Source organism: Faecalimonas nexilis, from assembly GCF_059731825.1.
Genome location: NZ_AP029189.1, coordinates 1,722,644 through 1,737,303, shown reverse-complemented (window position 1 = coordinate 1,737,303; position 14,660 = coordinate 1,722,644). Strand labels below are relative to the sequence as shown.

General features: G+C 36.2%; 14 protein-coding genes. All 14 read right to left on the bottom strand.

Annotated elements, in window-relative coordinates; all coding sequences use genetic code 11:
• Positions 1-28: 28 nt before the first annotated feature.
• The 14 genes from AC6I5B_RS08695 to AC6I5B_RS08630 all read right to left on the bottom strand — a co-directional run bounded on the left by AC6I5B_RS08695 (position 29) and on the right by AC6I5B_RS08630 (position 14,552).
• Positions 29-484: a hypothetical protein gene (locus AC6I5B_RS08695; protein WP_004612707.1), complete on the bottom strand. Its 456-nt coding sequence runs from the start codon at positions 482-484 to the stop codon at positions 29-31.
• Between the two features lie 28 nt (positions 485-512).
• Positions 513-1,163 carry a hypothetical protein gene (locus AC6I5B_RS08690; protein WP_004612708.1) on the bottom strand — a complete coding sequence of 217 codons (651 nt, stop codon included), beginning with the start codon at positions 1,161-1,163 and terminating at the stop codon, positions 513-515.
• Positions 1,156-1,416 (bottom strand): DUF4176 domain-containing protein, encoded by a 261-nt coding sequence (locus AC6I5B_RS08685; protein ID WP_004612709.1) that lies wholly within the window; start codon positions 1,414-1,416, stop codon positions 1,156-1,158. Before AC6I5B_RS08685 ends, AC6I5B_RS08690 begins: the two co-directional genes overlap by 8 nt.
• A gap of 25 nt (positions 1,417-1,441) precedes the next feature.
• Complete coding sequence (locus tag AC6I5B_RS08680) at positions 1,442-2,899, bottom strand: T7SS effector LXG polymorphic toxin (protein WP_497773740.1); 1,458 nt, start codon at positions 2,897-2,899, stop codon at positions 1,442-1,444.
• A gap of 4 nt (positions 2,900-2,903) precedes the next feature.
• Positions 2,904-3,203, bottom strand: coding sequence for a hypothetical protein (locus AC6I5B_RS08675; protein ID WP_044963412.1), 300 nt, complete (start codon positions 3,201-3,203; stop codon positions 2,904-2,906).
• Position 3,204: 1 nt separating this feature from the next.
• Complete coding sequence (locus tag AC6I5B_RS08670) at positions 3,205-3,489, bottom strand: TIGR04197 family type VII secretion effector (RefSeq protein ID WP_004612712.1); 285 nt, start codon at positions 3,487-3,489, stop codon at positions 3,205-3,207.
• 28 nt (positions 3,490-3,517) lie between these two features.
• Complete coding sequence (locus AC6I5B_RS08665; RefSeq protein ID WP_004612713.1) at positions 3,518-3,754, bottom strand: hypothetical protein; 237 nt, start codon at positions 3,752-3,754, stop codon at positions 3,518-3,520.
• Positions 3,723-4,178, bottom strand: a complete 456-nt coding sequence (locus AC6I5B_RS08660; protein WP_004612714.1) for a type VII secretion EssA family protein — start codon at positions 4,176-4,178, stop codon at positions 3,723-3,725. The genes AC6I5B_RS08665 and AC6I5B_RS08660 overlap by 32 nt, the downstream gene beginning before the upstream one ends.
• Before the next feature lie 58 nt (positions 4,179-4,236).
• Positions 4,237-4,539, bottom strand: a complete 303-nt coding sequence (locus AC6I5B_RS08655) for a WXG100 family type VII secretion target (RefSeq protein WP_004612715.1) — start codon at positions 4,537-4,539, stop codon at positions 4,237-4,239.
• A gap of 55 nt (positions 4,540-4,594) precedes the next feature.
• On the bottom strand, positions 4,595-6,991 hold the full coding sequence (locus AC6I5B_RS08650) for a hypothetical protein (RefSeq protein ID WP_497773739.1): 2,397 nt from the start codon (positions 6,989-6,991) through the stop codon (positions 4,595-4,597).
• A 269-nt stretch (positions 6,992-7,260) separates the two neighbouring features.
• A complete protein-coding gene (locus AC6I5B_RS08645; protein WP_004612718.1) occupies positions 7,261-7,446 on the bottom strand; it encodes a hypothetical protein in 186 nt (61 codons plus the stop codon).
• A 58-nt stretch (positions 7,447-7,504) separates the two neighbouring features.
• Complete coding sequence (locus tag AC6I5B_RS08640; protein WP_497773738.1) at positions 7,505-8,212, bottom strand: class B sortase; 708 nt, start codon at positions 8,210-8,212, stop codon at positions 7,505-7,507.
• A gap of 70 nt (positions 8,213-8,282) precedes the next feature.
• Positions 8,283-9,017, bottom strand: coding sequence for an SPL family radical SAM protein (locus tag AC6I5B_RS08635; protein ID WP_022250363.1), 735 nt, complete (start codon positions 9,015-9,017; stop codon positions 8,283-8,285).
• A gap of 225 nt (positions 9,018-9,242) precedes the next feature.
• The gene (locus tag AC6I5B_RS08630) at positions 9,243-14,552 is read right to left on the bottom strand and encodes a SpaA isopeptide-forming pilin-related protein (protein ID WP_497773737.1); all 5,310 of its coding nucleotides are present in this window, start codon (positions 14,550-14,552) and stop codon (positions 9,243-9,245) included.
• Positions 14,553-14,660: the final 108 nt, after the last annotated feature.

Genomic DNA, 14,660 nt, shown 5'->3' with positions numbered 1-14,660 from the left:
CCTTCCTCACCTTCAAGTTTCTTTTTTATTATATAAGAGCTACCGCCTGACAAAATTTCTCTACATTCTCTTTTTGATTCTGTATATCTGATCCAATCGCATTATTCATCAATGAAATTTTCATTTTTGTTTTTCCAAAATGAAGTAAAACTACTTTCCTTCCCGGAAGAAGTCCACCTTTCACTTCTGCTTTTGTAATACTGCTTTTCGGAATAGATATGCTGTTTTTAATTTTGCTTACATTTACTGAGTCCACAATTACAAAATTGATATTATTTTCTGTCATACCCAAATAGCAATAAGCATTACTTAAAGCACCTAAGGCCGCTGCTCCACTTCCAGCAATAAGTGATATCCCACCAATAGCTGCATATGTCTTCGCATCAGCCATAATAGTTCCCCATAATTTGCATTGATAAGTTTCTCCTTCAGCTAAAATTGCTCCTAACATTTCATTTTTGTCCTTTTCATTCATTGTCATCATAAACACAAACCTCCTATTTTAACATGTTCTATAAACCGCTTTCTTTCAAAAAGTCTTCTTTATTTATAACCCGTTTATAAAATTCTTGCTTTATTTCTTTTCTTAAAATTCTATTTTGAATTTTTCTCATATTATTAAAATCCAATGTAAACTCTTCAAAAATTTCTTGCAAAGAATTTATGATTTTTTCTGCTTCTTCAATATCAATCATGGCAAATACAATATTTTCTCCATTTTTTGTTGCTATTGATAATTTTTCAAATGATGAATATAAAGATTTGCGTTCTTCTATCAAATCCAAAACTAATTTTCTTGGTATATAAACTTCATCAGCATAAATCCATTTAGAGGAATAATATATTTCAATCTTTCCAGATTTCTTCTCGTCAATAACGACTTTTGAAAACGATTCATTATTAATTCGATTTTTCAATTCTCTGAAAGATAAATATTTTTTTACTACTGTCATACACCTAAAACTTTTAGGTATTAATAGTTTATATAAAAGGTAAAGGAAACAAATAAGCACAACAATGAAAAAAAATGCGACTCTAAAATCTCTTTGTAATTTATCTGTTCCCATAATACTTTTTTGCAATGAGATTGCGAAAATTATAGTACACATAAATATAATTATTGCTAATATAATTCTTTTAAATGTCCATATTCTTTTAATCATTTTCTTCTCCAAACTTTTTAATAAATTCTAAGTCTTCTTTATCGCTGTATCCTTCAAAAATAACCTCTTCAATATCGTCATCATTAAAAAGGAATGTATATTCCGCGCCTATATTTCCTTCTGGATAAAGGCAGGCCACATAATCAAATAATTCACCTGTAGAAGCTAAAATTTGTTTTCTTCCATAAATCATAACTCTTTTTGTTCCATTTTTTAATAATACTACGCTACCCAATGGTTTATATTTTTTCATTTTTTAATTCTCCTTTTTCATTTTTTTACCATGTACCTATTGCCTCACCTACTTTTGAGAAAAACCCACCAACACAATCTTTTATATATTCTGCACCTTCTTCCACAAATTCGCTAGCCATTTCTTTTAAATCCTCTGTAACTATACTATCATAAACTTTAGCTCCTATATATCCTATCCCAAAACCAGCTACTGCACCAACTACTGTACCAACCACCGGAATCGGAATAGCCGTTCCAAGTGCTGCTCCAACTTTCGCACATCCTGCACTAACAGCCATACTCCCAATGCCTGCTACACCTTCTACAACTGCGTCAGATATATATTCACTAACTTCTGTTTCACCTTCTAAATAATTATCATACATTTCCTCCCCAATATTACTAATAACAGAAAGGTATCCCACTGCACGTCCTGCATTACCCAGTATGTCTTTTTCTTGAAATGTAAAAGTTTCCTTTAAAAATCCAGTTCCTTTTAGCGTTGGAAATCCATTTTCCCGCAAATTAGACGTAGTTTTTGATATTATTTTTGAAAAATTTCTTTCATTTTTCGGCAAAAATTGATTTAGATGAGCATTAAAATACGCCGGACTATTAATTTTATATCTAGTGCCTTTAATATCTTTTAACACCTCAATATCCTTCCTCAAGCCAACTGTACCTTTTACAATGATATAGTCACCCTCTCTTACTAAATCACATTTTGTTGCTAAAGCTTTAATCGTCGTCCACAGTGTACTAGATGTGTCAATATTCAGTGAACTCATTGTTAAAAGTTCTGTTATGATGCTTGGCGTTACATACTTATTTTCTATATTTTCTTTCCTTTCCTTCCATTCGTTTCTGATTACATTCCGCCATTTTTTATTAATTTTAGACACATCAAATTGACCAGTGCTTGCATTCCATGCAGTTTGAATAGACAAAAGACCTGATTCAACTGCTTCATACAAACCTTTGCTTTCCGAATATAATGAATTTGTTTGTCCTTCAATTTGATACAACTTTTCAATTTTTCCTGTCAACTCATTAATTTTAAGTATGTTTGCCTGGATACAAGATTCATAATATGAAATAGAATTAAAATAATTAAAACTTTCTGTTCCTGATAAAATTGCATTATTCAAGCATAATTCTAAATTTTTAGTTATAGTTTCAAAACTATTATTTAAATTTTTAAGGCTTACTATTTGTGCATTTAACTCATCCTCATCTATATTTTCTTCTCCAATAGATACGCAAAGAGTTTCGCTATTTTGAATGACAATATCGTTTGCACAAATTAATCCCTGAATAACAGTTTCATGATCATCCATATGTGCTTTCATACTATCCCAAGCTTCGCTTTTTAAATTTGGGTTTCCTGTAAAATGGCCAATTACCTCCAAGATACAAACTAAGTTTTCATTATCATCTTTCAAACTATCAGCGATAGATTTTACCTGTTTTTTTAAAGCTGATGGATAAAGTTTTAATCCCATACTTTTACCACTCCTCGTTTTCCTGCTCTTTCTCTAGTTTTTTTAGATTACTTTTCAAATCACTTTCTATTTCTGAAAATTTTGAATCTTTAAATGTCTTTGCCTCCCATACCGATTGTTGAAGCTTAGAGATACTCTTGCAAAATTCTGTATCATGCTTAAATTGAAGAAACATATCTGAAAAAATATTTTCTATTATTTTATCCTGATAATTGATTTCATCTTTACTTTCTTCTAATGTTCTTATCGCTTTTTTATAGTCGTCAATTTTATCCTGTAACTGTCTTTTTTCATTATCTTCCATATTAATCACCTAATAAACCAGCAGTTAATATATTAGCAATACTCTGATCCACTTGCTCAAATGTCTTACCTAAAGTTTTTATATGTTGTGCATCTTGCTCTAACGCATATCTATAAGCTGATTTTTGAGTCTGGCTTGTTTCATATGCCGTAATAGAATTTCCTTTGGCAGTAATATTTGACTCTGTATCTTTTGATATTTCTTTCTCCTGTAAACTATTTGCACTTGCTGAAATTGTATCTGAACTGCTTGAAGCAACCTGCGTATTGCTTTGTATGTTATTCATATCTCATTACCCCTTTCCATTTCTTATTTTATAATATTTGCAATATATCACCATAGAATATCCCAGCTTCTTCATAAGTAAATTCTTGCGGCACAAACATCCCTGTACGCATAGATCTTAATTTGACTTCATCACCAACAGCTATATTTATTTGACCTGCTTCCTTTAAAATCTGTAAGGTTTCACAAATCTTTTGTTCAGAATTGACCATAATATCTTTATTGATTTGATATTTAGTACTCGTAAGTGTAATTGTTAATTGCATCTTCACGTCTCCTTTTCCTTCTTTTGTCAAAAATCAGGAAGAAAATAAAAAAGAAAAGTATGAGCATAATACCTGTTATGGCAATATTTACGCCCAACGCATTATCTTCTTTCTCAATTTCTTCTTTCTTTACTTCTGAACCTGTATATAAAAACAGTTGATCCTGTATTCTTTCGTATTCATCTTTTCCACTTTCTAAATCTGTTTCAAACAACTTTTTTTCTATTTTCTGATAGGCATCATATTCTTTTAAATGCACCTTTTCAATTTTCTCTTCATATTGATCTGTAAACAAATCTATTCCATAAGTATCCGTTAAGGAAGAATAGGTTTCATTCTTTTCCTGTAATACAGAGGTATCGAACTCAATGTTGCTATTAATATTTTTTTCAAGTGCTTTTCCTGTGTCATCCATTTTTCCCATACATACGTTCCTCATATTTTCAAAAAGCCGTCGGGAAAATCCCGACGGCTCTCTGCTACTACATCGCTCCAATTTTCCCTGCGATTTCCTGGTCGATGCTCTGCATTGCTGCGGATACATCACGTAACTGCTGTGCAATTGATGTGATAAGATCTGATGTAGCTGTAAAACTTGGTTCTAAAGATTGGAACTGGTCATAAAATGCCTGGCTGCTGTGACCGGCCCATTCATCACATAAGGATGTTACCATGTTTCTCATCGTAGAAACCACTTGGTTGAACTCCTCACATCTGGTATTAAATTCTGCTGCCTTTGCCTCCATCTGTTCCGGGCTTAATTTAATGTTGTTTACATCTGCCATAATGTACCTCCTTTGAATGCTTCTCCTTTTTTTATATGCAATGCTGCCAAACAGCTTATTGCTCTGGTTTTTTATTTCTAAAGTATCTCAAAATCAAGAATATAATAAGTGCTGTTAAAAGTACTGCAAAAACAATATAAATGAAATACGATGTTATATTACTTTCCTTTTCTGTATTCGCAGAAACTGCTTTTGCCGAAGATTCTTTTACTTCTTCTCCGCCCACTATCTTTTCCTTTTCTTTTGAAACATCATTTAAAGCTACTGGCTTAGCGATAAATTGATAAGCCTGTGTATATTCCATACTTCCCAATCTTGTATATGGAAGCTTTGCTGAAAAGTCAGCTAATATATTTTGATTTTCTTTACTGGTGGTTGTCTTGGTATTTTTTGCTGCACTCAAGCCGTCTTCCACCGCTTGATTTGAGGCGTCTTTTGCATCCTGAATACCTTTCTGAAGAGTATTGATATTTTCTTCTGTTGTAGTATAGACTTTATTTGCATAATCCACATAAGACATATTATTTTCTATCAAACTCTTCTGAAGCAGTCCGTTATTCTGTTTTATTCCATTTACATTTTCTGCAATATATTCATCTTGTACAGATGGTGCAAATGACTTCAGCTTTTCATTAAACTCGTGGATATAGACTGATTCAGCCTCATATTTTTGTTGCAGGATACCATTGAAGTTTTCTTGGTTCTTCTGCATTGGATCTACATAAAAATCCTGGAATACATTTTTTATTTCCTGCCCATTTGTTGTCTGCTCATTCCCAAGTTCTGTTTCAAAGGCTTTCACCTGCTTTCCATAATGCTCCAGTCTCTCTTGAATTGTAGTAGGTTGATTTGTCCCTGGATCAATAATCATATTCCCTGCTTCATCATATCGATAATCTTTATATTCCTGCAATGCAGTCACCTCTCGCGGTACATTTTCAATCACGGAATTAATGTACTGCTGAAAAGCATTCAAATCACCATCAAACACAATTTCATGAGTTTTGTCAAGCGCCAAACTTCCATTTCCTGCGTCACTCACAAAAGCACTTATAGAAGAATACCCAAGACTATTACACATAGCTATCATATTCGGATCTTGCTCACATTCCGCAAGTGCTGTCTGCACCGATTTTGCAGTTGTATATACTTTCGGAATTTCTATACCCAAATCAGGATCTTTCTCTATAATTTCAATAGTTTCCTGCTCATTTGCTGCCGCTGCAAGTTTACTGGTAATAGCACTCCATAACTGTTTTGTCGTATCTGCCTTTTGATTTTCTTCGGAGTCGGGAACATCTGCAAGGGTTATAGATAATTTTGGTGAATCCGAAGTAGCGTAATGTAATTCAAAAACCCCTTCACTTTTTTCCTCTAAAATCAATCCCGGATTTGCTGCTTCAATTTTCTTTGCAAACTCAGCTAAGCGGTCAGTCAGCTGATTTGGTAATCCCTGATTATAAGTCTCTATCGATTTTCCTAATTCACCTGCTATAATATCCGGCTGCCGTTTCAAATCTTCAAGCATAGTATCAACTGTATTTCCTGGTTTTTTGTTCAAAACTTCGTCCAGTTTGTTATTTGCAGAATCAACTACGGAATTTCCATCTTCATCTTTAAACACATCTAACTGTTCCGTATATTCAGCTAAGGACGTAAGCTGTTCTGAAAGGCTTCCTCCTTCCGTCTGCATATCTTGCAGTTGTAATTGTGCCTCTTCTACACACTTTTTGTACTGTGAGTCAAGATCTGTTGCTAAAGCAGTATTTTTTTCTACATAATCTTCTACATTTAATGGCTCTGTTGTATTTTCTTCTCTTTTTAACTCTGGAATCTCAACTAATTGTACCAAATCATGCGACTGTATACTCTCAATGGCATCTTTATCTTTTAAATCATTATTCATAACTGTAGCAGCACCATCTTGAGCCTTATGGAACTCAGAAAGAATATTGTTCAAATACATATAGCTCAAACTGTCATTCAAAGAATTTCCAAAACTCATCACATCATATAACAAATGATACTGAGACTCTCCTGAAAGATTTTTATTTAAAGCATATTCAAGTTGAGCTGCTTGTGGTGTTGTATTAAGACTAACAACATTTTGTGAAAATCCGGCTGGTATGATTATGTATGCACCATATTTTCCGTTTGCTAATCCTGTTCTTGCTTCCTCTAATGATGAATATTCAAACGAAGAACTAGGGAATTGAACAATCTTATCAGCATAATTTATTTTTTCTTCTGCTTCTGTTGTCCCTTCATCCAGATTAACTACCGCAATTTTTCTTGATTCCTGTTGCTTGGTTTCTGTTTCTTTGACTGGGGCAACCGTCTGTTTTACGGCGTTTTTTTCTTGATTTGCTTGTCCTAGGAAATATCCAAGACCACCTACCAGACCAATACAGCCAACAGCAAGCAATGTTGCAATGACTTTTTTATATTTCATTCCAAAACCTTCCCCTCCTTGTCTCGGGAATTACGAACCCCCATGTTTTTCACTTCTATTTGTTTGTCTTAATTTTAACACAAAACAGTTCCTTTCACAATATTTTTATCACATTTTAAACAATTTTTTCATCTTTCGAAAACTATTTTTTTGTATTTTATATGAATTTTACACAAAATATAATTTTCAAAAAATAAAAGAAAGATTCTATTTTTTTACTTTTTTTGTAAAATATTAGTACAATTTTTCATAGCGAGAACTCACATTTTTTACTTTTTCCAATCATTTCTGTCTGAAATAAGCTTCACCGCTGGAAGTACTAGCCCCAATTTTGTTACAGCATATAAATTCTCCTTTACTTTGTGTATACCTTGATATCCAAAAAATTCCAAATATTCCTCATGCGACACTCCCTCAAAATCAAATTTTCTTGTATCAATTTCGATTAGATACATCTAAAATCCTCCTTTTTCGAATCTTATTTCTCAAAATATCTTGTGGTCCTATTCAGGATTAGTCTTTCTTTAGACTGGCTTTTACAATGATTCTGATACTTGTTCTTGCACTACAGGTAGACAATATGATTTCATTTCCCTTATTATCCTCAACATATCCTCTTTCTATCTGATAAATCTCACTATCTGCCGACACCTGTTCACAAGTTGTAATCTGATAGTTCAAAGTTCTTCCATCCGGTAAATAAACCTCCATATCCGTGTGCTTCTGGAAAAAATCAATATCCTGATAATTTCTCAATACATGAAACATACTTCCATCTTTCATATTATGGCCATAGATAATATTCTTACTATCTGAAAAGTCCCGTTCATTCCGGTAATCTAAAAAAATACTGCCCGCAATATTGTAAGTTTTTTGCACCGTATGGTTCAAATAATAGGAATTGTCTCCCCCTCTTACCACTGGATATTCCAGTACCCCTGGAATTCTGATCCATGCTACAACATCTGGATTGATTTCCTGTAAAGCTGCAAAATCGACCGTTACGGTTTCTTCCGGCTTTTCTTTTTCCTTATCATCTTCTGTAGTTTCCGGCTTCATATCTTCTGGTTCTTTTGTATTCTTTTCTACTTTCACATATTCTTGCAACTTTTCATATTCCTGTTCTGATTTTTGGTATTCACTGATAATCTGACAAATCCAGACTCCTGCTACCAGCAAGATCACGCTTAATATCCCAAGTAAAAAGTATTCTTTTTTCATCTGCTTACCTCCAACGTAAAAAAGCGGTAGCATACCAAAATTGATATACTACCGCCTACACTTATGTCTCTTATTTTCTTAAATTGCAACAATCCACTGGGTTTGGATTGATATGCTGCTTCCAATATTCATAATGTTCTGTGACATCTTCACAGACCGTTAACGGAAGATGAATTTTTTCCAATATCCTGATTTTTTCTTCCAACGGTAAATGCCAGTATCCACTCTGACACAAAACATAGTTCTGATAGTCTAGATCCGGAAACCATTTTTTCATCCACCCATTTACCCGAAGAAATTCTACCAAAACTTTATTTACCGGTAGCCTATTTAAGTAATCAAAATCCAAATATTCTTCAATCAGAGGACTCAATCGTAACGTAACATCAAAGCCCTCTTCCTGTAGCTTTAACAATGCCCTTAACCGCTTTGACGGACTGCTTGCATTTTCATATCCAAGCGCCTTTTTATCATCAAAGCAGGTAATGGTAATCTGGATATGTGCCAGTTTCGGATCATAAAGTTTCCGGTATCTTTCCTCTCCTGCCAGATGGGATTTTGTCACAATCAGATACCCAATGCCATATTCATTTAACTGTTCTATGGTTTGATAGGTAACCTGTTCCTGACGTTCCACCGGCTGAAAGCAATCTGTCATGCCTCCAAGTCTTAAAATGGTTCCCGGTGGCACTTTTTCCAATTTTCTCCGGATTTTCTGGATATCTGCCACTCTCGGATTTTCTGCATTCCAAAGCCCGCGGAAATCCAAAAGGCTGCGTGCATAACAATAGGAACAATTGTGCATACAGCCACAGCCATAGGTATCCAGTCTGATCGGATATTTGCATTTTTCCGCTTCATTCCCACTTACTCTTTTATAAAAACTTTTAAATTCTTTTCTTTCGCTTCTGCATCACCTTTCCTTTCACTTGCGGGGTCCGGTACCGCCCCGAAATCTTCTGGTAAAGCATCCAGAAATGTTCTTTACACCACCCCGCAGGTCTAGTGTTCTATCATTTCCAAATACTTTTTATCTCTTAGTGCGTCTGATTCTCCAAAGGACAATACCGATACCAGCTACTGTCAGTACTGCAATACCAATCGGTAACAGAATCATGGTAGTATCTCCTGTTTTTACTTCCTCTGATTTTTCCGGTGTCTTTGGAAGTTTCTTGTTCTGGATTTCTTTTACCACTTCTATGACTTTTGTTTTGGCATCTGCATAACTGAATGTGATTTCATAAGTTTCCGTATGTTTTTCATATCCGTCCAATGGTTTTGTCTCCGATAATACATAAGTGATCGGTGCTACTGCCTTCCCATCTTCATAAGTAGCAATTGGCAGCAGTTCACTGGTTGCAACGCCATCTTTATCTGTAGTAAGTTTTCCAACTACTTCTTCTGTTTCTTTATTTTTCAGTTCAAATTCTACATTGGCAAGTGACGTCTGATCTTCTGCATCTGTTTTCTTAATCACCAACTGTCCCATTGGTACTTCATCTTTCATGGAAACTTTCTGTACTTCTCCAGTTTCCTCTACGGTAAATTCTACATCTTCTGCAATCAAAAATCCTTCCGGTGCAGCTTCTTCATGAAGGACGTAGGTTTTCCCCGGCTGCAGATATTCGATACGATATGGTTCTTTGGTAGAGATCCATTCTTCTACCACATTTCCTTCTTCATCCAGTACTTGCAGCTTAGCACCTTCGATTTCTTGTTCTCCGGTAATATCCGTCTTTGTAATTTCAATCTTGCTATGATCGTCTTTCATGGAAACTTTCTGGATTTCCCCGGTTTCCTCTACGGTAATTTCTACATCTTCCGCTTTCACATATCCATTTTCTGTTGGAGCCTGTTCTTCATGCAATATATATTTTCCCGGTTTCAATGCATAAATAAGATGCGGTTCTTTGGTAGAAGTCCATTCTTCCACTACATCTCCTTCTTTATCTAAAATTTGTAATTTGGCACCTTCTACTTCTTTTTCTCCTGTAATATCTGTTTTTGTAATCTCCACCTTTGTCGGTTGGTTTTCTACCTCTTTTTGTATGGAAATCACCTCCAGTTTCGGATCTGTATAAGAAGCGTCAATTTCAATCTTCTCTTCAAACGGAAGATATCCCGGCAGGTTTTCCAGTTCCTTCAGATAATATTTCCCATGTGGAATGGTATCCTGATACTTCAGTTTCCCTTCTTCATCTGTTTTTCCAACTGCTACCAGTTCATCTTTTTTCACCACAATTTCTCCTGCTGCATTTAAAAGATCTTCTCCTGCATACAATCCAAACGAAACCCCAGCAAGCGGTTCTTTTGTGGCTTCTGATCTTTTCAGCACTTCAATTTCCACCTTCTGCCGCTGGTTCTTGATTTCCTTTGTAACATAATCAACAGCCACTTCTTGTCCCTGATAGGTAATCTCAAAATCCTGTTCTTTTGGATCCAACACGAAAGAATCTCCTGTTTTAGTCTCTTTGATATAGAATTTGCCAATCGGAAGATTATTTAAAGTTCCCTTTCCTTTTTCATCTGTTACAATTGTTCCAACCAATGCATCTTTTTCAAAACGTATGATCCGGTTGCCCTCACTGTCCATCTGCCCATCTGGCGAATAAATGGTTTCTCTTGCATGGATAGAAAATTCTGCCCCAGCAAGCCCCTGTTCTTCATACTCAAACTCATATCCTTTTTCCGTTTCCATAGCATCTTCTCCAGTAAACAGGTTGGACACTTTATTGACTACTTTTGCCAGACCATTTTTTAATTTTGTCAGCATCTGGTCTGTTATTTTTTCGGCACCTATAAGCACCTCTCCTGTTTTTTGGATTGTCAGGCTTCCTACTGCCTCATCGTTTTTTACTTCCACGACTACAATATACTTTCCAGTTTCTTCTTCCACCTCATGTACGGTATTGCTGTCTACTTTGATGGTAATGGATTTTCTTGGAGCTTTTTCATAAGTTCCTTCTTTTGTCACCTCATTTAAAGGAAGTATTTCCTCTCCCTTTTTTAACACCTGCTCAAATCCTGTCTGCACAAACAGTTCTGGGCTTTTTACTTCTTCAATCCGGTAGGTACCCATTTTTAACGGTTCTGGTGTCAGAAGATAGCCTTCCTCATTTGTTTCAAACACCTCAATGGTTTCCGGTTTTGGATACCGTACTTTCATCGTGACATATTTCTTTTTCTCCACATCATAGATTTTATAATGGGCACTATTCTTTAAAATCGGGAGATCAGTCTGAGCATCCTTTTTGATGATTTTAAAATAGAATTGCATTGGACGGTCATTAAAGACACGCCATACCTGTGGTTCTCTGCTGTCCTCATCAATGGTAACCAAAAACGGCTGAATCTCTTCCATATTTTCCGGAACGGTACTTTCGATACATACATATTTTCCATACGGAAGTTCCGGGGAACATAAATATCCCTTTTTGTCCGTAAACATTTCTTCTGTCTGTATCTTCTCTCCATTTTGATAATAAGAAGCAGTTTCCTCTTTACTAAAATCATATCCAATAAAATCCTGTGGAACAAATTCTGCTCCATTGTCTGGTTTTAGGGTACCATCTTTTACTTTTGAAAGCTCGCTGATCAGATACACTTTAAATCCGGCACCCTCCAGTAATTCTGTTTCTGTCTGGTTTCCGTCATCACTGATTTTAATCAATTGGAATGCCTGTTTTTTTATGGTCTCCAAAACCGTTACATTTTTCTTTACGATTTCCACATCCTGTCCTTCATACGCAAGTTCCACCGGATATTTCGTTTTATCCAATAGATATGCATTGGACGGCGGTGCAGATATTTCCTGTACATAGTATTTTCCAAGATACAAGTCTTTGAAATGCAGGACACCTTTTTCTATAGTTCCCTGCATGACTAACTGATCCTTTTTATAAAGCAGTCCTGTCTTTCCATTTGGATGTTGGATATCTTCTGCAGCATATAATCCATAAACTGCCCCATTTAAATCTCCGTCTCCCTGGCTTACTGAGTCCTGTGTATCTTTGTCTATTTTCTTGATATGGACTTCTCCACGTACCTCTTTATTTTGGAAGGTATGTGTAAAGGTGTATGTATACGTTTTGTCATTTTTATATTCATAAAAGAATTCATAACTGCCATTCCCTTTGAAGTACAACGAAGGAGCCTGAATTTCTTCTACTTCATAATGAAAACCGATTGGGATATCCGCAGTAAATATAGCCTTTCCATTCTCGCCGGACTCTGCTTTCTGGATCAAAGTTCCCTTTGTGACCAGAACAGAACCATCTGCACCGGTAATATCTTCTTTTGCATACAGACCAAAAATTGCCCCTTTCAGAGCCGCCTCATCATTGATTGATTGTTTCAGTACTTCCACAGATACCTTCGGTCTAGCATTCTCATACTGCGTTTCTTCCTCAACGACTTCTACTGTCTGCCCCGCATAAGAAATGGTTACTACATGGGTACGTTCTTCTTCCGTTTTCCCTATGGTCAGCGTATCTGGTGCCTGCTGTTCTACTACTTTATAAGTTCCAAGGTACAGCATACCCGAAGAACAGCTTCCATCTTCTTTCGTCTCCATTTCTGCTGCCAAATCTCCTGCTTGATAGATTTTTGTCTGTTTATCCTGACTGTAAATATCTTCAGCGGCATAAATCTTATATTTTGCTCCTGCAAATGCTGCATTTGTATAAAGGAACTGAAGGTTTCCTTCCTCTCCGGATACTCCAGTCAGTTTCTCTCCCTGCTTATGTACAACTATTTTCCCTTTCTGTTCCTCATTTTTCACAGTCAGCATCTGTGTTTTTGCCACTTCCAGATTGACATTATAAGAATTCGTATTCAGTTTATACCCTTTCGGTGCAGTGATTTCCTTGATATACACCGTATCCTGTGTCTTTGTCAGTTCCGCTTTGGTTGCTCCTTTTTCATTGGTAGGAGGCATCTTCAGTATCAGATCTGTACAAGCCTGATCTCTATAAATTCCAAAAACAGCCCCTGCAAGTTTTACACTGCTCTTTGCGTCTTCTTTGATCACTTCAACCCAAGCGATATCCATCCATTGAATGGAAAAGGAAACCGATGCACTCGGTTCTTCATAAAAATCCCCATATCCAATATCCTGATTTCCAGATCCAGTTGAAACAACCAACGTTTTCCATTGTGCCCCTACCTGGCCACCCAGATTACCGCTTTCCCATGTTCCATGTACCGTTTTTAAAGCTGTAAAATAAAAAGTGGTTCCTCCATGGATTTTGACTGTGCCACCTGTTTGTTCTTTTCCGGCTGTATCATGATAGGTAATTCCTTCTGGCAAAGGCAAGGTGATATAATTTCTATGGTCTCCATTCAATGTAATATTCTTTGTCTTCTGCATATCTCTTTCCAAAAAAGCTGTTTCTTTTGTGGAAGAAAGGCTGATGGCAGCACTTGGCGGTGCTTCCTGCCCGCAAAGGTAATTGATATATTCCATGACGCTATAGCGTTTCAATCCGTCCTGCGTGCAGCCCACGAATGCCACCTCCGCTCCGCCGTAACAATAACTTGCTGCTAAATGTGTCAGGACATATTTGATGTCATTGCTGTAGTTCTTTAGATATTCCCCAGTTAAATCTCCCGGTCCTCCATATCCGTAATACAAAACCTTCTGTAAGTTTAAATTGCTTTCATAAAGTTCAGCAACATAATCGGAAGAAGGCGGGGACTGTAAGTTTGATTCCAGACAGTATGCAATCCGGTCATTGACATAGAAATAACAGGTACTGTAAGAACCTAAATCACTTGGATATACAATCTTCTTTCCTTTCACTAAAGAAGCTTTTTCTCTTGCCTGTTCTATGGAAGATGGTACAACAGAAAATAAAACCCCCGTTTCTTCCTTTAACGCACTGGTATCAATATTGGCGCCATCCGGCTCTGTATCTTCCTCCCCGCTTTTTTGTTCTTTCTTCTGTTTCCTGTCCTTTTTCGGACTCTCTCCTTCTTTTCCCGATTCCTTTACAATGATTTTTCGTGTAATCTCATAAGATTCCCCGGAAGGTTTATGCACCTGATAAATGCAGTCATACATTCCAGGTCTATCTGCATCAAACAATTTTCCATCTTTATCTGCTGCCAAAACAAAGGAAATTTTTTCGCCTTCCTTTACAGAAATACCCGTAAAGTCTGAATCCGGGTCAAAAGTTTCCCCCTGCTTGATGGTAATGTCCTCTGCCTGTGTTTCCTCTTTACTCTCTGTCTGCTCTATTGATGCTGCCATAGTACTGCTTGCCCCTGTCAAAAGGGAAGAACACCCTAATAAAACTGCTAAAAAACCTGCTGTGCATCGGTTTTTCCATGTTGTTTTCAATAAACAATCTCTCCTTTCTCTTTGTTGTTTTTTCAAATGGGCAGTTCCATTTTCGGGAATATGCTGCATATCAAAAACTGCCCTGCTTCCCATTTTTCTTTAAGGTCT

Bases quoted from the DNA above. Each gene is read 5' to 3' on its own strand.
- AC6I5B_RS08690 (WP_004612708.1), bottom strand. From the start codon at position 1,163: ATGATTAAAAGAATATGGACATTTAAAAGAATTATATTAGCAATAATT.
- AC6I5B_RS08640 (WP_497773738.1), bottom strand. From the start codon at position 8,212: ATGAAAAAAGAATACTTTTTACTTGGGATATTAAGCGTGATCTTGCTG.
- AC6I5B_RS08695 (WP_004612707.1), bottom strand. From the start codon at position 484: ATGATGACAATGAATGAAAAGGACAAAAATGAAATGTTAGGAGCAATT.
- AC6I5B_RS08685 (WP_004612709.1), bottom strand. From the start codon at position 1,416: ATGAAAAAATATAAACCATTGGGTAGCGTAGTATTATTAAAAAATGGA.
- AC6I5B_RS08655 (WP_004612715.1), bottom strand. From the start codon at position 4,539: ATGGCAGATGTAAACAACATTAAATTAAGCCCGGAACAGATGGAGGCA.
- AC6I5B_RS08675 (WP_044963412.1), bottom strand. From the start codon at position 3,203: ATGGAAGATAATGAAAAAAGACAGTTACAGGATAAAATTGACGACTAT.
- AC6I5B_RS08645 (WP_004612718.1), bottom strand. From the start codon at position 7,446: ATGTATCTAATCGAAATTGATACAAGAAAATTTGATTTTGAGGGAGTG.
- AC6I5B_RS08635 (WP_022250363.1), bottom strand. From the start codon at position 9,017: ATGCACAATTGTTCCTATTGTTATGCACGCAGCCTTTTGGATTTCCGC.
- AC6I5B_RS08650 (WP_497773739.1), bottom strand. From the start codon at position 6,991: ATGAAATATAAAAAAGTCATTGCAACATTGCTTGCTGTTGGCTGTATT.
- AC6I5B_RS08670 (WP_004612712.1), bottom strand. From the start codon at position 3,489: ATGAATAACATACAAAGCAATACGCAGGTTGCTTCAAGCAGTTCAGAT.
- AC6I5B_RS08680 (WP_497773740.1), bottom strand. From the start codon at position 2,899: ATGGGATTAAAACTTTATCCATCAGCTTTAAAAAAACAGGTAAAATCT.
- AC6I5B_RS08665 (WP_004612713.1), bottom strand. From the start codon at position 3,754: ATGCAATTAACAATTACACTTACGAGTACTAAATATCAAATCAATAAA.
- AC6I5B_RS08660 (WP_004612714.1), bottom strand. From the start codon at position 4,178: ATGGGAAAAATGGATGACACAGGAAAAGCACTTGAAAAAAATATTAAT.